Raw genomic sequence first — 21,983 nt, forward strand, 5'->3', positions numbered from 1 at the left:
GTGGTGATGACTGTGCGTCAGGCTACTGCTGCGCGTGGCGTTAACACTGCTGCACCTAACGCATAAGGAGCGAAATAATCATGGGTGATAAAATTTATTCAACCAAGTTTCAGGACAAGCTGGAACGCAGCACCATCCTGATGTTCATCATGTCTGCTGTGGCGGTTGCTGTCGGCGGTATCGTTGAAATTACCCTCTAGAAAAGCTTTTTCCATGCCGCGCCCGGCACCGAGCAACAGGATCAACATAAGAATGCCCCAGAAGACACCAAAGGCAGTAAGCCCGGTGCGTAGTTTGTTCTGGCGCAGGGTGTAGAGGATTTCTTGCAGGCTATCCATATGATTTCCCAATCGAGTGGCTGTGAGTGCGCAGGAGCTTGTCAGGTTTGACGCGCCCTTCATCCTGTTGGATTCACTTCCCAAATATTATTTGCTGCAGACTTATATGCCGCCGCGAGTAAGAACGGCAAATTAACACAGAGTTCAGCATCTGGGTAATTTTGACTACCAGCGGCGCTTGGCAGTTAGGAGCGGCAAAAAACAAGCAATAATTTATTGCGCAACCATTTGATTGCATATATATTGGAAACCAAATGGTTGCACAAAAAGGCTCACTATGCGCAGAGATGCATTTCAAGGCGTCGCCGATCCTATCCGCCGGGATATTTTAATGGCGATTATCCACCAGCCCCTCAGCCTGAATCAGGTGGCGGAACGGTTTCCGGTAACGCGTCAGGCGATTTCCAAACACATTAAAATTTTGTCTGAATGCGGGTTGATCACCATCCAGCAACAAGGGCGCGAGCGACTCTGTGAAGTTCACGCGCAAGGGTTGGATGATATTGCCGATTGGCTTACAGATTTCAAACGATTGTGGGACGAGCGTTTTAGTCGTCTTGATAAATTACTTGATGAACTGAAATAGGAGTTTGTGATGGCTTACGAAACACAACTGATTTATAAACCCGAACAACAAAATTACACCATCATCCGCGAATTTGATGCCGCGCGTGACAAGGTATTTTTAGCCTTTACCCGCGCGGAATTATATGCGCGCTGGTTTATGCCTGCGGAATCCAAACTGAAGATTGAAACCATGAATGCAGTCAGCGGTGGAACTTACAAACACACGCATTACCAAGGCGATACTCCTTTTTCTTTTTACGGTGTTTTTCACGAGGTAATTGCACCGGAATTGATAATCAAAACCTCGGAATTTATTGGCTTGCCTTTCAAGGTTCAACCGGTAATGGAGCTGCTTCAGTTCGATAGCATTTCCGCACAAAAAACCCGTGTGATTATTGAAGTTGTCTGCCCTTCCATCACCCAGCGCGACGCAATGGTTAACGCCGGAATGAAACCGACACTCGATATCACCCATCAACAATTGGATCTGCTGCTAGCGCAATAATGATTGCAACAGAAAATCTCCGGCAGCAGCACCTGCCGGAGAAAATTATCTATCAGCCCTGGGTGCTGCCACTGATAGATAAATCATGCAGAGAGAAAGCCAAATTCCCAGGTTGGGGGGTATGGAAATTTAGCAATCTCAAATCATAAGACGCACATGAATCCGAATTGGATTCAATGGATGATAATAAAATCAGAATTAATAATTGTATCTGTACCCAAGATTAAATGAATCAAACGTCTGATCGAGATTGTCGAACCAACCTTCACTCAAGCCCAACTCTTCACGTTTTTCCTTTTTTTGATCACTTCCCAAACGCAGGGTAAACGTTAAATCCAATCCGTGACGACGTGATGCACCGAAGTTAAAACTTTGCCCCGCCTCAAACATAAAACCTTTAAAGAGATAGGTTTTTTGATAGTAAGTATTGCTCGATCCACTTACCGGCAAGGACGCGTCCAAAGAATCAACAACTCCATAATGAAGCCCTACGCGTGGTTGCCACAGCTTGTGCTGTGGGCGCAGGTGAAATTGCATACCCAGAGTCGGCGTTGAATTGTTGAACCCAATACCGATGTTCGCAGTAACCTGCTCTGCTATCCGGTAATCCGCCCGCAACCCCGAATCAAAACCATAAAGCATGCCACCACCAATGCCGACAGATCCACGATACTGATTTTGTTGGTCTTCTTGTGCGTAAACAGGGAAACTAAAGAGCAATGAAAAAATAACCAGAGTTGTTGCTTTCATCAAAATTCCTTTCGAGATTTGTGTATGAGTGGACATTCAACGAGCATTGAAAAAACTGCACGTGTACGAATACATTGAAGATTTGGCCGCGTTAATCTGCCTGTGCTGTTTATAAAAAAACGCAGTCAATTTTCACCAACTGCGCTTTTCGAATTTCACAATAGGGTTTGGTTAGCTTACCGCCCCACTCCTGTTCACACCATTAATCAACGCCTTAACCGCTGAAGTAATAATGTTGCGATCCTGACCAACACCATAAACGGGTTTGCCGTTTTTCACTTTGATTTCTACATAAGTGACCGCAGCAACATCTGAGCCTTCGCCCACTGAGTGTTCATGGTAGTCAATCACACTCACTTCACCGTCGATAAACTGGCTGATCGCATGGGCTGCTGCATCGATGGGGCCGTTGCCGCTGCCGCTGATTTGCACGGTTTTATCCTGGTGTTGCGCGTGAATAACAATATCAACCTGATGCGTATCGTCCTGCTCGCTGAATTTGCTCGATTGATAAGTTATGGGTGTAGTTACGGATAAATATTCATCGTTAAAAATTTTCACAATGTCTGAAGCTTTCACTTCTTTGCCAGTGCTATCACTCACCTTTTGCACGGCGCCGCTGAATTCAATTTGCAAGCGACGTGGCAATTGCAACCCGGCTTCTTGTTGCAACAAGAAACTCACACCACCTTTGCCCGATTGTGCATTTACACGCACAACCGCATCGTAACTGCGATTTAAATCTGCAGGGTCGATTGGTAAATAAGGTACTTCCCACAAAGTGTCTTTCTTCTGGACTGCAAAACCTTTTTTGATTGCATCCTGATGCGAACCGGAGAAAGCGGTAAATACCAATTCGCCCGCATAAGGATGACGCGGGTGTACGGGCAATTGCGTGCACTCTTCATGCAATTTACGAATGCGGTCGATATCAGAAAAATCCAAACCGGGGTTAACACCTTGTGAGTACAAATTCATCGCCAAGGTTACCAAACACACATTACCAGTGCGCTCGCCATTGCCGAACAAGCAACCTTCAATACGATCGGCGCCCGCCATCACCGCTAATTCTGCGGCCGCCACTGCAGTGCCACGATCATTGTGTGGATGCACGCTGATGATGATGGAATCGCGGCGGTTAATATTGCGGTGAATCCATTCGATTTGATCTGCGTAGGTGTTCGGCGTATTCATCTCCACCGTTGCGGGCAAATTCAAAATCAATTTCTTTTGCGGCGATGGATTCCAAATCTCCACCACCGCATCGCACACGTCTTTTACCAATTCAATTTCAGTCGATGAAAACACTTCCGGTGAATATTGGAAAGTCCAATCCACTTCCGGTGCTTTCGCGGTTAATTCTTTGCACCACTTGGTGCCTTGTATCGCGATATTTTTTACGCCTGCTTCATCGGTGTTGTACACAATTTTGCGGAATGCCGGTGCGAGCGGATTGTACATATGCAAAATTGCTTTCTTGGCGCCGCGCAAACTTTCGACGGTTTTCTCGATCAAGTCGTAACGAGCCTGTACCAATACTTCGATGGTGACATCGTCGGGAATTAAATTTTCTTCGATCAATTGGCGAGTGAAGTTGTAATCAATTTCACTGGCGGAAGGAAACCCGATTTCGATTTCCTTAAAGCCAATCGCCACCAATTCTTTGAACATGCGCAATTTGGTGGAAACGGACATAGGGTCGATCAGCGCCTGGTTGCCATCGCGCAGGTCAGTGCTCATCCAGATGGGCGGCTTTTCAATGTGCTTATTCGGCCACTGGCGGTCGGGCAAGGACACGCCGACAAAACGCTGGTATTTACTGGAAGGATTGACAAGCATGATCGACTCCGAAATTTTGTGCCTGGGGTATGTATGGAGAACCTCTGAATAATCCACCGGGTAAGCAATTACCCAGAGGTTCCCATGAGCTGTAGTAGTTCTTGTGGTTATGGCTGATTCAAAGCACGGTTTGGTAAGACAGCCAAGGGTATCGGCTGCCCGGTTCCCTGTAGTGCGATCGCACGGGTAGGAACCCCAGACCGGCGCGGATAGCGCACGGCTTTTATCAACATGTGCTCAGTATAGGCAGAAGAGATTGGCAGATGATTGCGAAGCTTGTGTTAATATCGTCAACTGAACAATATTATTGCTTTAGAAGTAATTTTTTTGAAATTAAATATCGATCAATTGAGATTTACCGCTATGGAACTCGACCGCTATGACCGTTTGATACTGGAGGCGCTGCAACAGAATGGCCGCATCTCCAATCAGGAATTGGCTGACAGTATCAGCCTCTCTCCCTCACCTTGTTTGCGCCGGGTGCGCGCGCTGGAGGAATCCGGGTTAATCGACGGTTATGTCGCCCTGCTTAACGCGCGCAAATTGGGGCTGACGCTGGTGTCGTTTATCCAGATCAGCATGGATAAACACACCCCCGACCGGTTTGATTTGTTTGAAAAAACGGTGGGTGCTTATCCCGAAGTATTGGAGTGCCATTTGATTACCGGGCAGTCGGCCGATTACTTATTGAAGGTGATCGTCAAAGATATGGATGCCTACCAGCAATTTTTGCTGCAGAAACTCACGCGGATTGAGGGCGTGAGCGGGGTGCATTCGTCGTTCGTGTTGAAATCGCCGATTGATAAGACGGCGTTACCGGTGGGATAAACGCGGATTCAAACCGCAGTAAAAAAACCAGCACACCGAAGCGCGCTGGTTTTCCTCAACCATTACTCGCACGAAATTCCGGAAAGCTGGGGCAGCGCATGAGGCACATTCGTACCCCATACCTGGAAGCCGACTTCGGCAAATCCACCCGGAGTAATGCTGTTGTTCCAGCCCGCCGATGTCACCTGATATGGGTTGCTACCGATTACTGTGCCGTTCCAAAAATTGCTGACCCTGGCATTGCCAGCAAAAGTGAGCTGCGCGCCCCAGTTGCTGACCGTGCTGGTGCTTTGGTTGTGCACTCGCAACCAGCCGGTGTAACCGCTATTCCAGGCATTGGTGATTTTAAACTCGCAGCGCGTGGCTTTTTCCGCTTTGGTGTAAACAAAGGTTTTGCTGGTAGTCACGCTGGTCCTGCCATCGGCCACTGTCAGGGTGATCTCATAACTGCCGGAAGCCGCATATTCATGGCTCGCGTTAACACCGGTCGCCAAGGTGCCATCACCAAAATGCCAGCTGTAGGCGAGGCTGTCGCCATCAATATCCTGAGTGCAGACGGCATTGACCTGGACGCTGCTATCGCTGCCACTCAGTTCAAAACAGGCGCTGGGTGGATTGTTGGGCGGACTCTCTGAACTGGCTTGCCACTGCAGGGTTTTTTCGCTGCTGGCCACACCGTCGCTCACACTCAGGCGGATCTGGTAACTCCCTGCCCCATTGTAAATATGGGCGAGCTGTTGCGAGACATCGCCGATACTAGTCTCACCGTCATCCCAATCGATATTGACCACCAGCGGATGTCCATCCGGATCACTGCTGGCGCTGTGATCGCAGGTGGTGACATACATAGTGCGTGGGCTGCCGTCGGGATTGTTGGTGATAAAGTCGGTTTCCGTGCAGCTGAACTCGGCGATGGGCGCGCGGTTGTACTCGGAATCCCTCGCGCGCCACTCGATCGCCTTGGTGACTGCACTATAAAAGTCGCGCACCGTCAGGGTGATGGTGTAAGTACCGCCCTTGGCATAGTTGTGCACGTAAGTCTTGCCGCCGTTGTATAGCGAGCGGCCGCCATCACCCCAATCAATTGTGTAAGTCACAGTGTCGTAACTTGAACTGCCCTCTACAGAACACTCGGTGGTGTAGTTGTTATAGGCACGGTTGTTGGCGAAATCATCAATGATCAAATGGCGTTCAACGCAATTGAGCACAGCCACAGGTGGCACCCGTTGTTCAACGGTTCTGAAGTCGATGGTTTTTACCGTGGTGTGGACTCCATCGCTGACGCTCAAGGTGACCGGATAAGTCATGCCCACATATTTGTAGTTGTGATAGAAGTTGCCGGTAGTGGAAGCTTCACTTGGGCTGCTGTCGCCCCAATTCAAGTTGTAACTCAGGCTTTCACCTTCCGGATCATAGCTGCCATCAGCCTTACACCAGGCATCAAAGCTGATCGTGGAAACGTAATTGACGAAATCATCCACGTAACGGGTAGCGCCATTGCAGGATAATTGCGCAACTGGCGGCAGGTTTACCGCATCGCCCACCCGAACCACTGCCGTTTTACTGCCAGACACCATTTTTGCTGTTGCCCGCAGCGTCACCGTATAAGTTCCCGGCGCGGCATAGCGATGGCTGGCAAACATGCCAGTACCGTTGGATCCGTCACCAAAATCCCAGTTAAAACTATCGGCGATTTTGGAGCCGCGCGCATCCACGCTCAGTGTTAAACCGTCCACCGAGGTATTAATTACCAGCTGTGGCGCCGGGTCTGTTGCCAGACAGCTGCTAACGTTGACCGGATATTGCACTGTGTTGCCCAGCTCACCATCAAATACGGTCAGACTGATATAACCCCCACCTTGCGGCAAGCTGACTGAGGTGTAACTCAGGCTGGAGGCTGCACCCATACCCTGGCCTTTATCCCAGGCATAAGTCAGGCTGTCGCCATCCTGGTCAGCCGAACCACGTGCTTCAAGTGTCGCCGACAAGCCACTGCTGTTATAGGAAAATATAGCCACGGGCGCGCGGTTGGCGCCGGGGGCGCTAGCAGTCAGCTCACGCCTGATCACTTTAGTGAGCTTACCGTCGCTAATGGTTTGGGTGATGGTGTAGGTGCCCGGCGTTTTGTAGCTATGCCACACATCATTGCCGATCAGTGTGGTGCCATCGCCAAAGTCGAAGGTCGTTTGCAGTTTGTCACCTTCCGCGTCGGTTGCACTCGTGGTTTGCACATGCACAGTGTCATTGCTCAGCTGCAGGGTGAAATCGCCTGTCGGTGCGGTATTGACCTTATCAACCACCACCCTGCAGGTCGGCAAAGTCGCAGGGGTACTGGCGGGATAATTAAACACCGCGCCAAAACTGATCGACTGACCGGGCGCAATGACATTGTTCCAATTCAGGTTGCCGTAGGTAAGGGTGTTTGGCCCCCGCGCCAGTATTTCCGCGCCCCAGACGGAGGGGCTGACGGGCATGCCCGGAAATGTCAGTTCCACGCGCCAATTATCGACACGGGTCATACCGCTATTGGTAACTTTGATCTCGGCCTGGTGGCCAGTATCCCAAGTACTGGTGGCGCGCACGGCACAGGTCAGGGATGAAATCACAGGTGCTGAACTGCTGCTGCTACTTACACCAGCGCACGCACGGCTTGATGCACTGCTGGAAACTGTCTGGCTAAAACCGGGCGCGGCGAGCGCCAGAGTTAGCAGACAAAGGGAGGTTTGGTACAACCGGGATATACGCATACGTTCTCCTTACCAAGATTATTGTTTGACGAATGGGGTTTTCCTTAACTCCCGCGCAAGTCAGCTGAATCCGAACAACAGGCTGTGGAATAACCGGGATAGCCAATACGAATCATCCGTTCTTCCCGCGAGAGGGACTAACCGGGCGATCACATTCAGGGTTTAACACCCAGATTTGGTTGATGGTGGATTATTATTGTAAAAAGCGAATTGAGTTTAGAGAGCAAAAAAAATGAGGGCAACAAAGTGGCGTTTCGTTTTATAAATTGAAGCGCCACTATTTTTCACCGCAGCAAATCGCTGGTGTGAATCCAGAGCGCTCTGGGGCATAACACCATTAGCTACAACACTCGCCGCTCGCCACGTGTGATCATCACATCATTGGTACTTGCAAAGCGTCGCTGCATTAAACCGTTTTCGGCAAACTCCCAATTTTCATTGCCATAAGAGCGAAACCACTGTTCTTCTGCATCGTGCCAGGCACTGTCCGGTGTATAAGCCATGGCGACCCGCTCAGGGTCGCGACTATTCCAGGCTTATTCCGCTGCTTGCACTTTTTTCAGTGCTGACGCCTGGTTAAAGGGTGGCAGTGGCGGTTTGGGAAACACAGCCGTTAAATCAGTTGCTGTGTATAAATTCATGACGATAGTTACCAGGCTTTATAGGGCAAGAATTTGCCGTTGAGGTTGATGATCACACGATCGCCTTTGGGATTTTCTTCTTTGCCAATCTCCATAGAGAAATCAATCGCACTCATAATTCCATCGCCAAATTTTTCATGAATTATTTCTTTAATCGTTGGGCCATAGACGCCAATCATTTCATAGAGGCGATAAATCAATGGATCTTGTGGAATGCTGTGCTCCCAACTTTTGCTCGGGCATTCCATCAGTGCTAATTTTGCGGATTCCGGCAAATCAAATACCTTACACAGCGCTTCGGCTTTGTCAGCGGGTGCGCTGTTCATCCCCAAGCAGACCGAGGTAGTCCACACCGGCGACATACCAATGCTGGCCGCTACCCCTTCCCAGGTCAGATTCATTTTTTGTTTGGCAATCACAATTGCCTCCACAACGTCGTGCTTTTTCATAGTGATTTCCTCAGGCATTAACAAGGTGATTAATAGTTATCGATTGCTCGACAGGTGTTTGATCCAGTGGTGATGATTTTGTAACAGCTAATCCACTCATAAAGAGAGGATTAACAGTGATAGGAAATTCATCGCTCGCAGAATGTTTAGTAAAGGTTTTTGAACGCTTCACTAAAAACTCCACCAGATGATTGCGAATAGTGTAATAACCGGGATGATGAATTATCTCTGCACGTTTGCGTGGTTTGGGCAAATCCACAATCACAGATTCCGCAATCACGGCGCGCGGTCCATTGCTCATCAATAAAATACGATCCGATAATAGAATTGCTTCATCGATATCATGGGTAATCATAAAAACGGTTTGGCGGGTTTCGGCGCAGATGTTGACCAGCTCATCTTGAATAACGCCCCGTGTTAAAGCATCCAATGCGCCGAAAGGTTCGTCGAGCAATAATAGTTTTGGTTGGGTGGCAAAAGCGCGGGCGATGGAAACTCGCTGGCGCATTCCGCCAGATAATTGTGCGGGTTTGCGCTGCTCAACACCTTGTAAACCCACCATGGTTAGATAGCGCAAACTATGCGTGCGAACTTCTTCTTTACTCCACTGTGGCCAGCGGGCGCGCACTCCAAAAATCACATTGTCGAGTGCACTTAACCAGGGTAATAGCGAATAATTTTGAAATACGACTCCGCGCTCCAAACTCGGGCCGCTCACTTCGCGGCCATCCATAATCACCACACCTTCGCTGGGCACATCCAAACCGGCAAGCGTGTTCATGATGGTCGATTTGCCACAACCGGAGTGACCAATAATGCAAACAAACTCGCCTTTCTCTATGGTGAAATTGGCCTGCTCAAATACGGTGAGCGTTTCTTGCTTTGATGCAAAGCGTTTTGCCAGTTGTTGAACTTGTAAAAACGATTGGCTCATTCCACTACTCCTCGTACTGCACTAATTTAGTAGCGGCAGTGAGCATCAAATCTAACAACATGCCCACCACACCAATCATTAAAATCGAAAAAATCACGCTGGTTAAATCCAGATTGTTCCACTCATTCCACACGTAGTAGCCAATCCCGGTTCCTCCTACCAACATTTCTGCAGCGACTATGACTAACCAGGCGATGCCGATAGAAATGCGCATGCCGGTTAAAATAGTCGGCGCTGCCGCAGGTAAAATAACGGTGAACGCAGTGCGTAAAGGTGAGAGTTCATGGGTGCGGGCGACATTAATCCAATCTTCGCGCACGTTGGCCACACCAAATGCAGTATTCAATAGCATCGGCCAAATCGAACAAATAAAAATGACAAATATCGCAGAGGTTTCAGAATCTTTAATTACAAATAGTGCGAGCGGCATCCAGGCCAGCGGCGATATAGGGCGCAACAATTGAATGTAGGGATTTAAAGCGCGATACATGAGCGGCGACATACCGATTAAAAACCCCACCGGCAGTGCGATAATTACTGCAAGAAAGAATCCACTCAGGACACGGTAAATCGAATAACCTAATTGAATACCTATGCCCTTATCGTTGGGGCCTGCATCATAAAATGGATTGCTCAACTCTTCCCATGCACGCACAGCAATTGCCGATGGCGGTGGAATTCGCGCTTCCTGTTCCGCACCGCCCATTAGCAATTCATATTCAGATTGCGCTTCAGTTGTTTCAGGTACCTGTACTGCAAATTCCCAGGTACCCAAAACAATCACTAAAAATGTTAGTGATAAAACCCACGCGCGAATATCCAGCGAACGCATGGTTAACTTCTCCGAATCGCAAAGCTGTTGATGTATTCTTCCGGTTTGGTTACATCAAACTCTTTACCCATAATGAAATAGTTTTTGTTGGTGCTAGTCGGCACCGCATAGCCCAACTCTTTCATCACTTTTTCGCAATCGGCAGCGAGATACACTTCGCGTGCAATGCCTTGATAATCCATATCCCCTTTGATGTAACCCCAGCGTTTCATTTGCGTGAGAATCCAAACCGCCATGGAATGCCAGGGGAAAGGATCAAAATCAATTCGCGCGGGATCATTCTTGACGGCGCCCAAACCATCGGCATAACGACCAAGCAATACTTGTTCAATCACTTGCACCGGCTGGTTGAGATAATTGGCGGGAGCAATTGCCGCTGCAATATCTTTGCGATTTTCTGCAGCTGATGAAAAGTGCGTTGCTTCAACAATCGATTTCAGCAATGCGCCATAGGTATTGGGATTAGTCAGCGCGAATTCTTTGCTGCAAGCAAAGGCGCAACAAGGGTGACCATCCCAGATGTCTTTGGTGAGCGTGTGGATAAAGCCGACTTTTTCCCAAACTGCGCGTTGATTAAACGGATCTGGCGAAAGGTACCCATCGAGATTGCCCGCGCGCAAATTGGCAACCATTTCCGGCGGCGGCACCACACGAATCTGCACATCTTTATCGGGATCAATACCGTGTTCAGCGAGGTAATAACGCAATAAAAAATTGTGCATGGAAAATTCAAAGGGCACGCCAAATTTAAATCCCTTCCACTGCTTGGGGTCGCGTTTATCTTTGTGATCCACATGCAACACAATTGCCTGGCCATTAATATTTTCCACCGCCGGCATGATGAAAGGTTTAGCGGTTGAGCCTACACCCAGGCTCATCGCCAGTGGCATGGGTGTGAGCATATGCGAAGCATCGTATTCACCCGCGAGGGATTTATCGCGCGCAACTGCCCAGCCAGCGGTTTTAATGACTTCCACTTCAAGCCCGTGTTTTGCGTAAAAACCCATGGGATGCGCCATGATAATCGGCGTAGCACAGGTGATAGGCACAAAGCCCACACTGAGTTTTTTCTTCTCTAACGGGCCGCCCTGTTCTTTGGCTGCGGCCTTAATTGCACCCAGAGGCAATACGGATGACAAAGCGGCAGCAAGGGTTCCCCCGCCTATCGCACGAATAAAACGACGGCGACTGTTGTCATCCTGATTGAAGAGTGCGCGCACAATGGTATTTTCAATCGCGCGATCCATCAGCTCATCGGCAGAAGCGAAGCGTGGGGTTTTTGTATCCTGCCCAACAGATAAGCCCGAATTTTTTTCCGCCTGATTTTCCAACGCTTGGGCATAGGCTTGCGGATTCATCGCCAATTGGCAGGATTCGCACGAGCAACCTTTGGTGTGGGTTAAAGACACTTCACTATCGTAGGCATCACTCAAACTTTTGTTGCGCATAACGCCCCCTTTTTAGGCACAGGGCACCAGTAAGTGGCGCATCTGTGTAATGGTCTGAAAAATGAGTTGTTGAATTTTGTTGTACAAGATCAGTGATTGCGATCCTTGTGCCAATAATGCAAAAAATCACAATCCGCTGATTTCATTCAATTTTTTATTTTCTTCATCGTCATATGCCAACACGAAATTTCGTGATCAACGAAACTTCGTTGAGCTTGGCACGATTTTTCGTTGTAACTGGTATGAGTAATTCATAGAGGAGACTCGCGTGAACCAAATAATTACATCGCCGTGCCACCATCAACACACTGTTATTCCCGCTATCAGCCAGGTATTTCAGGAGTTCGCGCAACAAAACCAACTTTTATTAAATGCGGCCGGTGAAGGTATTTATGGTGTGGATGCGGAAGGACGTGCAACTTTCGTCAACCCGGCTGCTGAACGGATTTTGGGTTGGAAGGCTGATGAGTTGCTCGGCAAAAATATTCATTTGGCGATTCACCACAGCCATACCGATGGTTCGGATTATTGTGTGCAGGACTGTCCGATTTTTGCCGCGTTTCGCGACGGTACAGTGCGACGCGTAGACGATGAAGTCTTCTGGTGTTGCGATGGTCACGCCGTACCAGTGGAATACACCAGCACACCGGTTTATGACCAGGAAAAACTCATGGGAGCCGTGGTGATTTTTCGAGATGTTTCAGAGCGAAAAAGCGCTGAAGCAAAATTGCATTCCACGATGGAAGAACTGCGCGAGGCCTTGGAGCAAGTTAAACAATTGACCCACAAACTGGAATTGGAAAATGCCTATTTACAACAGGAAATCAGCGAAGGTTTTAACTCCCATCATATTGTGGGTAATAGCGCAGTTGTGCAGCAGATTGATTACCAGATCAAGCTGGTTGCCCCAACAATCGCAACCGTATTGATTACCGGCGAATCCGGCACAGGGAAAGAATTAATTGCGCGTGCTATTCATCGCGCGAGTGAGCGTAATCAACGCCCATTAATTCGGGTTAACTGCGCGGCCATTCCACCGGAATTATTTGAAAGCGAATTTTTTGGCCATGTACGCGGTGCATTCTCCGGCGCCGTCAATGCCCGCCTTGGGCGTTTTGAAGTGGCTGATGGTGGCACTTTATTTTTGGATGAAATAGGTGAATTACCTATAGCACTACAGGGAAAATTATTGCGCGTATTACAGGATGGGGAATTTGAACGGGTCGGTGAATCTATCACCCGGAAAGTAGACGTAAGGGTTATTGCAGCTACCAATCGCAATTTAAAGCATTTGGTTGATCAAGGCCTCTTCCGCGAGGATTTGTATTTTCGCTTGAATGTATTTCCGATTCGCTCCGCACCCTTACGTGAGCGATTGGAGGATATCCCTCTGCTGGTTGCGCATTTTTTAAAAGCGACTTGCCAACGCTTCCATAAACCGACGTTAAAAGTATCGCTCGGCCAAATTCAGCGTCTGCAGGAATACCCTTGGCCGGGCAATATTCGCGAGCTGGAAAATCGTATCGAGCGGCAAGTCATTTTAAGTTTGGGTGATAAATTGGTACTGGATGATTTTCCACTAACGTCTACACCAGCAGTAAAACAGTTACCACAAGGAGCAGAATGTCTAACAGAAGAAAGTGTTAAAAATTTGCAGTATCAAGCGACTCTGGATGCACTGCGAAAAGCCGATGGGAAAATTTACGGTGCTGGAGGTGCTGCAAATATTCTGGGCATTAAACCTACCACTCTCGCCTCGCGCATAAAAAAATGGGGGCTGGATAAAAAACCGCTATCGTTTTAATCCGCATTTTTATCGATATTGTCTTTTTACATACGTATTCATTCGCTGCATACGTATGCAGTTTGTTGTTTTGTCCTAGCGTCAACACATAGGCTTAAACAGATTTATCGGACATGCCCTGTCCTTATCAATAACAACAATAATATTGATGTATCTGCTTGCTGTTTAAGCCTTTCCTCTTAGTCGTATTTGCGACCTTTAACTCCCTGCGCGATTTTGTCGTCGCAGTGTAAGCCTGTATCTCAAAAATAACGTCACACAATAACTAACAACCCTGACATGAGGACATTATGAACCTATCTATCAAGCTGATAGCGGCTGGCTCGCTGCTGTTCGGCAATCTTTGCTATGCCGATTGGTATTTTCGCGGCACGCCTAACAACTGGTCTACGACTGCGCTGACCTCCGTCAACACTACGGAATTTTCCACCTGCCAAACCTTTGGTGCGGCCAGTACCAATCCGCGTTTTAAAATTGATCGCACCGGCAACTGGAGTGAAAGTTATCCCGCTAACGATTACACAGTTGCTGCTAATCAGTCTTACAAGATTACGTTTAATTCGAGCAACAAAAATATCGCACTCCAATCCGTTAGCAGTTGCGATTCAGTTGGGTTTACCAAGAATTTTTCTGCACTGAATTTTCGCGGGACGGCGAATGGATGGTCAACAACGCCCATGAATTTGGTAGCCAATAATATCTGGTCAACACAAATTGTATTGGATGGACAAACTAACCAGCGCTTTAAATTTGATACCACCACTAACTGGTCAGTGAATTACGGCGATAGCAATAACGATGGAATTCTGAATCAAAACGGCAGCGATATTTTCACTAATTTGGTGGGTACTTATCGCGTACAGGTGAATGACGTAACGCTTGCGTACACGCTAACACCCGTCACTACCTCGCTCTCTTCCAGTAGTGTTTCCAACAGTGCAAGCAGCATAAAATCTTCTGTAAATTCATCTTCAGTTTTATCGACGACTTCAGCTTCGCTTTCGTCGATAAATTCCAGCCGTGTAAGTAGCAGCGCAACCAGCTCTATCACCAGTATTGTGAATGGCGATTTCCGCAAAGAGACGATTTACTTTTTGCTTACCGCGCGTTTTTACGATGGCGATGCGAGCAACAATTATTACAACCGCGACCGCTACAAAGCGGGCGATCCACATTGGCGCGGCGACTTTAAAGGCCTGATTCAAAAGTTGGATTACATCAAGGATCTAGGCTTTACCGCCATCTGGGTTACGCCGCCGGTAGAGAACCGCTCTGGCCTGGATTATCACGGCTATCACGCCTACGACTTTTACAAAGTTGACCCGCGTTTGGAATCTCCCGATGCCAGCTACAAGAATTTTATCGATGCAGCCCATTCCAAAGGTTTGAAAGTGATCCAGGATGTGGTGATCAACCACTCGAGCCAATATGGTTTGCGCAATGCGGTCTGGATCGATCATCTGCCAATCAAATACTACGTACCAGCTGGCGGGGTGCAAGGGAACATCGTTAACGGACCTTATCTCGGCAATTTAGGCGATTATAAAAGCACTTTCCGCGACGATAACGATAATCCGGTCGCTCCCCAGTGGTTCAAGGAGCGCCACACTAGCGATTCAGCGGGGATAACCCCACTAGTTGACCCCAAAACCGGTGTGACTGTGCCTAAAGCGGGTTATGACGCCAATCGCTTCTTCGGTATAGATGCCGCTAGCCTCGACCCCAACTGGTATCACCTGGATGGCTTTATGTCGGGCGGCGATTGGGAGAGCCCACTCGCGCTGCAGCGCAAACATATGGCCGGCGACACTATCGACTTGGCCACTGGCCGCCAGAATGTAAAAGACTATCTCAACGGTGCTATGAAGATGTATCTGGATATGGGCGTGGATGCTATCCGTCTGGACACCGTGAAACATATCGAGCGCAATGAGTTGCTCAGTTACGTCAATACCTGGAAAGCGCATAAACCCGGTCTGTTTGTATTCGGTGAGAATCTGGTGAAAGGTACCGGCTTTGGCTCGGAAATCGCCAACGATAACGCCAGCGCAGTGATCCGCCCCTGGTGGTATACGCGCACCACCAGTAACCCGGCCGACCCGCGCGCCGGCGGCGATTCAGGTTTCTCGGTACTGGATTTCTCGGTCTTCTCCACCTTCCGCGATAACGTTACCCGCGGCCACTTCGGCGGTATTGGTGGGGTGATGGCGATGGACTGGGTCTACGGCGACGCCACCCAGTTAGTGACCTTCTTCCAGAACCACGATGTCGGCCCGGACAACGATTTTAAATATCGCTACGGCGGCGAGATGGGCAACGCGGCTATGGTCTACAACCTGCTTTGGACCAACCGCGGCATCCCCACTCTTTATTACGGCGAAGAGATTATGTTCCAGGGCGGCCTGCCACAGGATATCGCCGGCAACAGCGATACTATCGACCAGACGGGCCGCGCTTATTTCGGTCCCCATCTGGAAAATCTAGCAACCACCCAAAGCCATCCGCTCTATCAGCACATAAAACGCCTTAACCAGATCCGCAGCGCCATTCCCGCGCTACAAAAAGCGCCGAGTACGCAGGTGAGTGAATGGGGTGCCGGCATGAGTTTTGTACGCGATTTATCGTCGGAGGGAAGTTATGCGGTGGTGGGTTTGGCCTCCAGCAGCAGCCAGTCAATCACTGTCAATGGTGTTAAGAATGGGACCTATCGCGATGCGGTCACCGGCACTAGCATCAACGTCACTAACGGCACTATCAGCTTTAGTGTGGCCAGCTATTCGGCGGGGATTTATGTGTTGAATGGTATCGGTAAGATAGGTACCAGCGGGACTTTCTTGAGATAGACACGTGTTGCCCTAAATAGTAATTTCTCGCGGGCAAAATAAAGGGGCTTGTTAGCCCCTTTATTGTTGGTTGATTATTTTGCCGCTTTGCGTTCACGGCGGTCGCCCCGACGACGCTCGTGAGGTACATCCTGTGGAATACCTTCACGGTATTGGCGCCGGTCTTGGCGCTGACGCTCTTCAAGTGCATCTTCAATCTGGGTTAATAATACCTTGGGAGTTTTTTTATCGGTCGTCATCAAAGTCATCTCGCTACGCAGTTAATCTCATCAAAACCACTCACTACGGGCTGAGTATAGACCAGCAAAAATCGTAAAATAGTGAAATATGCGACATTTTTTATTTCATTTCTGAATATAAAAAGTCGAATTCGTGTGAATTCGACCTTCTATTTCATATATTTAATTAACTATTAATTAATAAAAACTAATAGTTTTTAAATATCAAGGTTTGCCACCGCAAGTGCGTTGGTTTCGATAAATTCACGGCGTGGTTCCACGTTATCACCCATCAGGCAGGTAAAGATCTGGTCGGCGGCAATTGCGTCCTGGATAGTCACACGCAGCATACGGCGAGTTTCCGGGTTCATAGTGGTGTCCCACAATTGCTCCGGGTTCATCTCGCCCAGACCTTTATAGCGCTGGATGTTGTAGCCTTTGCGCGACTCTTTCATCAGCCATTCCAGACCTTCAGCAAACTTGAACAGCGGTTGTTTGCGCTCGCCGCGCTGGATATAGGCGCCCTCTTCGATCAGGCTCTCCAGCTTCTCACCCAGTGAAACAATGGACGCGTATTCACCCGAGGCAAAAAAGTCATGGTTAAACGGGTAAGGAGTCGCAATGCCATGGGCAGTGATTTCTACCTGCGGCATAAACAAGTGGCGCTCGGTATCCTCACGCACAGTAATGATGTAGCGCTGGCTGCCGGCACGCGCATCGATACTGAAGTGCGCGGCCATTTGGTCACACCACTGCTGCATATGGCCTTGATCAGCAAGATGCTCAGGGCGAACAGCGGGTAAGTAGATCATCTTTTCCAATACATCAGCTGGGTAGAGGCGCGACAGTCGATCGATAGTGGCCATCACTTTGCGGTATTCATACACCAGCTTCTCCAGGGCTTCACCGGCGATGGGTGGCGCGCTTGGATTGACGTAAAGACTCGCATCTTCAAGCGCTGCCTGAGTCAGGAACTCGGTCATCGCTGCTTCATCTTTCAGATACTGTTCTTGCTTGCCTTTGGCAATTTTGTACAGTGGTGGTTGGGCGATATAGATATGGCCGCGCTCGATCAGCTCGCGCATTTGACGGAAGAAGAAGGTCAGCAACAGGGTGCGGATGTGTGAACCGTCCACGTCGGCGTCGGTCATGATAATGATGCTGTGGTAGCGCAGTTTTTCCGGGTTGTAATCCTCTTTACCGATACCGCAACCGAGTGCGGTAATTAGGGTGCCCACTTCCGCACTGGATAACATCTTATCGAAACGGGCTTTTTCCACGTTGAGGATCTTACCCTTGAGCGGCAGGATTGCTTGAGTCTTACGCGCGCGGCCTTGTTTAGCTGAACCGCCTGCAGAATCACCCTCTACCAGGTAGAGTTCGGAAAGCGCGGGATCTTTTTCCTGACAATCGGCCAGCTTGCCGGGCAGACCAGCGATATCCAATGCCCCCTTGCGGCGGGTCATCTCCCGCGCTTTACGCGCGGCTTCACGGGCGCGGGCTGCATCAATCATCTTGCCCACAATAGCTTTAGCTTCTTGGGGATTTTCCAGCAGGTAAGCGCCGAAGTGCTCATTCATCTCCTGCTCTACGGCAGTTTTCACCTCGGAGGAAACGAGTTTGTCTTTAGTTTGGCTGGAGAATTTAGGATCGGGCACCTTTACTGAGATAATTGCAGTCAGTCCTTCACGGGCATCGTCACCGGTAGTGGCCACTTTAGCGTTCTTGGCGATACCTTCTTTCTCGATATAGGTGTTCAAACCACGGGTTAGCGCGGCGCGGAAACCGGCCAAGTGGGTACCGCCGTCGCGCTGCGGGATGTTATTGGTGTAGCAGAACAGGTTTTCCTGGAAGGAATCATTCCACTGCAGCGCTACTTCCACACCTATACCATCATCGCGCTTGAGCGATACAAAGTGCACCATCTTATTAATGGTGGTTTTGTTCTTGTTTAAATGGTCTACGAATGCACGCAAACCACCTTCGTATTGGTAAACCTCTTCCTTACCACTGCGCTCGTCTTTCAACACAATGCGCACACCCGAGTTCAGGAACGAGAGCTCGCGCAGGCGTTTGGCCAGTAATTCGAAGTGAAATTCAATATTGGTAAAGGTTGCGGCTGAGGGTTTGAAGTGGATTTCAGTCCCGGTGGTGCTTGAATCGCCTACTACTTTGAGCGCTTCATCGGGTACACCGTGGCGATAGATCTGCTCGTGGATCTTGCCACCGCGACGGATCGTCAGCTTCAGGTACTCAGACAGGGCATTTACTACCGATACACCCACGCCGTGCAGGCCACCGGATACCTTGTAGGTATTGTCATCAAACTTACCGCCCGCATGGAGTACGGTCATGATTACTTCAGCGGCTGATACACCCTCTTCGTGCATCTCAGTAGGAATACCGCGGCCATTGTCAGAGACAGAGACGGTTTCATCGGGGTGGATAACCACGCGCACCTCGTCACAGTGACCGGCGAGCGCTTCATCGATAGAGTTATCGACCACTTCAAACACCATATGATGCAAGCCTGAACCATCATCTGTGTCACCAATGTACATCCCTGGGCGCTTACGCACCGCATCCAAGCCCTTGAGGACTTTAATACTGGACGAGTCGTAAACATTCTCTTCTGACATAGCATTTCTCCGCTTTTTTGTTCAGTAGCAGCTTGGATAAACAAGCTGTGCATAATCTCTTTAGGTAATATCTCTTTCGATAATAACCAGGTAATTAACTCACCTCGGTCACCCTACCCTGTTCCACGTGGAACATTTTTGGGGTTATTTTCGTCTTGTCGCGCCAGCTGGATGCCAGGGTTTCTGGCTCTACCCCGGTAATAAATACCTGGGTGCCCATGGTATCCAACCAATGAACCAATAGAGCTCGGTGTTTTTCATCTAACTCTGCTGGTAAATCATCTACCAAATAAATCGATTTACGCCCAGTAATCCGCGTGAATACATAGCCTTGGGCAATTTTAAGCGCACAGACTAGCAGCTTTTGTTGGCCACGCGAGAGGACTTCTGCGGCATCCAAGCCATTCACCATTATTTTTAAATCGGCTCTATGGCTACCCAAGTGGGTAAACCCCTGGCGTTTATCCCGTTCAAAACTCGCACTGAGTACATCAGCATAGGTTTTATCTTTATCCCAACCGCGATAGTAGCCCAGAGCAATACCATCAATATTGATAAATTCCTTTAGCAATTCGGCAAAGGTTTCCTGAAACTGCGCCATACACCGGGTGCGAAAGTCATGGATAATATCGGTTAAACCGACTAATTCTTTGTCCCAGATGGCCAATTCAAAGGGGTCTATTCTATCACGGCGCAAGAGGCTATTGCGGTGTTTAAGGCAGCGCTGAATGGCTTTCCACGCAGGGAAGAAATTAGGTTCCACGTGAAACACTAACCAATCAATAAATTGTCGTCTGACTTTTGGGCTGCCTTCCAATAATAAAAAAGTATCTGAGTTAATCACTTGCACTGGTAAGTAAGCCGCAAGATCTGCGGCCGATGGTACAAGTACACCATTGGCCTTAAAACTGGCATCACCATCCAGACTTCGGCTTATTCCAATTGGAACTTCCGATCCATCGTCCGCATGGACGCGGCCAAACACGGTAAATGACTGCTGCTGGTGATTGATCAGGGGTTTGTGTTTATGGCTGCGAAAAGAGCGGCCCAAAGCAAGCAGGTTGATGGCTTCCAGGATGCTGGTTTTACCTGAGCCGTTTTCACCATAGATAAGATTCACCTGCTGCGAAGGAGTTATATCAACTCCTTCCAGATTGCGCAGGTTTTGGATAAGCAGGCGTTTTAAGGTCATACGACCGGCAAGACAGGAACTACCAATGCGCCATTACAGGCGCATCGGCATAACTACGTAGAGGGAATCGCTATTTTCGGGTTCTTCCAACAGGGCGCTCGAGTTGGCATCCGAGAGGGTAATTTTCACATTTTCATTGCTGATAACGTTGGTAACATCCTGCAGATAGCTTACGTTAAAACCTACTTCAAGCGATTCACCCGTGTAATCGACCGTGACCTGCTCTTCTGCTTCTTCCTGCTCAGGGTTGTTGGCCACTATAGTCAGGGTGCTGTCCGACAATAGCAGGCGCACACCGCGATATTTTTCGTTAGACAAAATGGCTGTGCGGCCAAATGCTTGTTTCAATTCCAGACGTGAGCCTATCACTACCTTGTTGCCCCCGCGCGGTAACACCCGCTCGTACTCGGGGAACTTGCCATCGACCAATTTCGAGGTGAAGGTGTAATCCATAGACGTGACGCGGATATGGTTAGAGCTAAGTACCACTTCCACTTGCGCCGTAGAATCATCCAGCAAGCGCGATAATTCCAACACACCTTTGCGCGGCAAGATCGCCTGGATTACATCGCTGGTATTGACTGCTACGGCGCGGGTACACATCGCCATACGGTGGCCATCAGTAGCCACTACGCGCAATTGATCCTGACGAACTTCCCACAACATACCATTCAGGTAATAGCGCACATCCTGCTGAGCCATGGCAAAGGCAGTTCGTTCAATAAGACGCTTAACTTCTTGCTGGGCACAGCTAAAACGAAGGTTACCGGGCGTGTCTTCCACATTTGGGAAATCAGCTGCCGGTAAGGTAGACAGGGTAAAGCGGCTGCGGCCAGATTTGACCATAATCCGGCTTTCTTCCAGAAAAAACTCAATATTGCTGCCATCAGGTAGGGATTTGCAGATATCCAGCAGCTTACGTGCTGGAACTGTGATATCGCCCGAGACGCCCGCTTGCTCCAGCGTAATACGCCCGACAATCTCCACTTCCAGATCAGTACCAGTGAGCGAGAGTTGATCGCCATTGAGCTGGATCAACACGTTGGATAACACCGGCAGCGTTTGACGACGCTCCACCACACCAGCTACCAGTTGTAAGGGTTTGAGCAGGGCTTCGCGGGATACGGCAAATTTCATGTGATGGTCTCTTAAGTAATCTTCCGGGACTTATGGCGTTTTTATCTCTACGGGATGAAACACAAAACAACAGCGTTTATAAATCAAGTTGTCAGCGAACGCAGCAAGTTTTTCATATCTTCGCGGATATCTGCGGTCTCTTCCTGTAATTCCTTAATCTTGCGGCAGGCGTGCAATACCGTGGTGTGGTCGCGGCCGCCAAAAGCTTCACCAATTTCCGGCAAGCTGTGGTTAGTCAATTCTTTCGCCAGTGCCATAGCTACCTGACGTGG

Annotated in this window: 17 protein-coding genes and 2 pseudogenes; 5 read left to right on the forward strand and 14 right to left on the reverse strand. The window is 49.0% G+C overall.

Annotated elements, in window-relative coordinates; genetic code table 11:
• Positions 1–203: 203 nt before the first annotated feature.
• A pseudogene (locus ACWA6V_RS02740) lies at positions 204–338 on the reverse strand (ABC transporter permease); the annotation flags it as partial.
• A 277-nt stretch (positions 339–615) separates the two neighbouring features.
• On the opposite strand from ACWA6V_RS02740, the gene ACWA6V_RS02745 reads away from it, so the two are divergent.
• Together ACWA6V_RS02745 and ACWA6V_RS02750 are read left to right on the forward strand one after the other, a co-directional pair.
• Entirely contained in the window at positions 616–924 is a 309-nt protein-coding gene (locus ACWA6V_RS02745; protein WP_449521066.1) for an ArsR/SmtB family transcription factor, read from the forward strand.
• A gap of 9 nt (positions 925–933) precedes the next feature.
• On the forward strand, positions 934–1,410 hold the full coding sequence (locus ACWA6V_RS02750; protein ID WP_449521067.1) for an SRPBCC domain-containing protein: 477 nt from the start codon (positions 934–936) through the stop codon (positions 1,408–1,410).
• Positions 1,411–1,608: 198 nt separating this feature from the next.
• On the opposite strand, the gene ACWA6V_RS02755 is transcribed toward ACWA6V_RS02750, so the two are convergent.
• Positions 1,609–2,160 carry a hypothetical protein gene (locus ACWA6V_RS02755; RefSeq protein ID WP_449521068.1) on the reverse strand — a complete coding sequence of 184 codons (552 nt, stop codon included), beginning with the start codon at positions 2,158–2,160 and terminating at the stop codon, positions 1,609–1,611.
• Between the two features lie 171 nt (positions 2,161–2,331).
• On the reverse strand, positions 2,332–3,999 hold the full coding sequence (gene leuA / locus ACWA6V_RS02760) for a 2-isopropylmalate synthase (protein WP_449521069.1): 1,668 nt from the start codon (positions 3,997–3,999) through the stop codon (positions 2,332–2,334).
• Positions 4,000–4,362: 363 nt separating this feature from the next.
• On the opposite strand from leuA, the gene ACWA6V_RS02765 reads away from it, so the two are divergent.
• Positions 4,363–4,827 (forward strand): Lrp/AsnC family transcriptional regulator, encoded by a 465-nt coding sequence (locus ACWA6V_RS02765; protein WP_449521081.1) that lies wholly within the window; start codon positions 4,363–4,365, stop codon positions 4,825–4,827.
• Between the two features lie 62 nt (positions 4,828–4,889).
• On the opposite strand, the gene ACWA6V_RS02770 is transcribed toward ACWA6V_RS02765, so the two are convergent.
• The 6 genes and pseudogenes from ACWA6V_RS02770 to ACWA6V_RS02795 form a co-directional block, all read right to left on the reverse strand.
• Positions 4,890–7,574 (reverse strand): PKD domain-containing protein, encoded by a 2,685-nt coding sequence (locus ACWA6V_RS02770; protein ID WP_449521070.1) that lies wholly within the window; start codon positions 7,572–7,574, stop codon positions 4,890–4,892.
• A gap of 341 nt (positions 7,575–7,915) precedes the next feature.
• Positions 7,916–8,098 (reverse strand): annotated as a pseudogene (locus ACWA6V_RS02775) (DUF1348 family protein); the annotation flags it as partial.
• A 125-nt stretch (positions 8,099–8,223) separates the two neighbouring features.
• On the reverse strand, positions 8,224–8,664 hold the full coding sequence (gene cynS / locus ACWA6V_RS02780) for a cyanase (protein ID WP_449521071.1): 441 nt from the start codon (positions 8,662–8,664) through the stop codon (positions 8,224–8,226).
• A gap of 10 nt (positions 8,665–8,674) precedes the next feature.
• Positions 8,675–9,598, reverse strand: a complete 924-nt coding sequence (locus ACWA6V_RS02785) for an ABC transporter ATP-binding protein (protein WP_449521072.1) — start codon at positions 9,596–9,598, stop codon at positions 8,675–8,677.
• A 4-nt stretch (positions 9,599–9,602) separates the two neighbouring features.
• The gene (gene ntrB / locus ACWA6V_RS02790) at positions 9,603–10,430 is read right to left on the reverse strand and encodes a nitrate ABC transporter permease (protein ID WP_449521073.1); all 828 of its coding nucleotides are present in this window, start codon (positions 10,428–10,430) and stop codon (positions 9,603–9,605) included.
• Positions 10,431–10,432: 2 nt separating this feature from the next.
• Positions 10,433–11,878: a CmpA/NrtA family ABC transporter substrate-binding protein gene (locus ACWA6V_RS02795; protein WP_449521074.1), complete on the reverse strand. Its 1,446-nt coding sequence runs from the start codon at positions 11,876–11,878 to the stop codon at positions 10,433–10,435.
• A 268-nt stretch (positions 11,879–12,146) separates the two neighbouring features.
• Here ACWA6V_RS02795 and ACWA6V_RS02800 point away from each other — a divergent pair, with 268 nt between their 5' ends.
• Together ACWA6V_RS02800 and ACWA6V_RS02805 are read left to right on the forward strand one after the other, a co-directional pair.
• On the forward strand, positions 12,147–13,682 hold the full coding sequence (locus ACWA6V_RS02800; protein WP_449521075.1) for a sigma-54 interaction domain-containing protein: 1,536 nt from the start codon (positions 12,147–12,149) through the stop codon (positions 13,680–13,682).
• A 290-nt stretch (positions 13,683–13,972) separates the two neighbouring features.
• Positions 13,973–16,525 carry an alpha-amylase family glycosyl hydrolase gene (locus tag ACWA6V_RS02805; protein ID WP_449521076.1) on the forward strand — a complete coding sequence of 851 codons (2,553 nt, stop codon included), beginning with the start codon at positions 13,973–13,975 and terminating at the stop codon, positions 16,523–16,525.
• Between the two features lie 74 nt (positions 16,526–16,599).
• Here the strand turns inward: ACWA6V_RS02805 and ACWA6V_RS02810 are convergent, their stop codons facing one another.
• The 5 genes from ACWA6V_RS02810 to ACWA6V_RS02830 form a co-directional block, all read right to left on the reverse strand.
• Positions 16,600–16,773, reverse strand: coding sequence for a hypothetical protein (locus ACWA6V_RS02810; protein ID WP_449521077.1), 174 nt, complete (start codon positions 16,771–16,773; stop codon positions 16,600–16,602).
• A gap of 188 nt (positions 16,774–16,961) precedes the next feature.
• On the reverse strand, positions 16,962–19,382 hold the full coding sequence (gyrB, locus tag ACWA6V_RS02815; RefSeq protein WP_310069134.1) for a DNA topoisomerase (ATP-hydrolyzing) subunit B: 2,421 nt from the start codon (positions 19,380–19,382) through the stop codon (positions 16,962–16,964).
• A 94-nt stretch (positions 19,383–19,476) separates the two neighbouring features.
• A complete protein-coding gene (gene recF / locus ACWA6V_RS02820) occupies positions 19,477–20,574 on the reverse strand; it encodes a DNA replication/repair protein RecF (RefSeq protein WP_449521078.1) in 1,098 nt (365 codons plus the stop codon).
• A gap of 33 nt (positions 20,575–20,607) precedes the next feature.
• A complete protein-coding gene (gene dnaN, locus ACWA6V_RS02825; protein WP_449521079.1) occupies positions 20,608–21,711 on the reverse strand; it encodes a DNA polymerase III subunit beta in 1,104 nt (367 codons plus the stop codon).
• A gap of 83 nt (positions 21,712–21,794) precedes the next feature.
• Positions 21,795–21,983, reverse strand: a 189-nt coding sequence (locus ACWA6V_RS02830) for a helix-turn-helix domain-containing protein (protein ID WP_449521080.1), incomplete at its 5' end; no start/stop codon positions are given.

The organism is Cellvibrio sp., assembly GCF_053579595.1.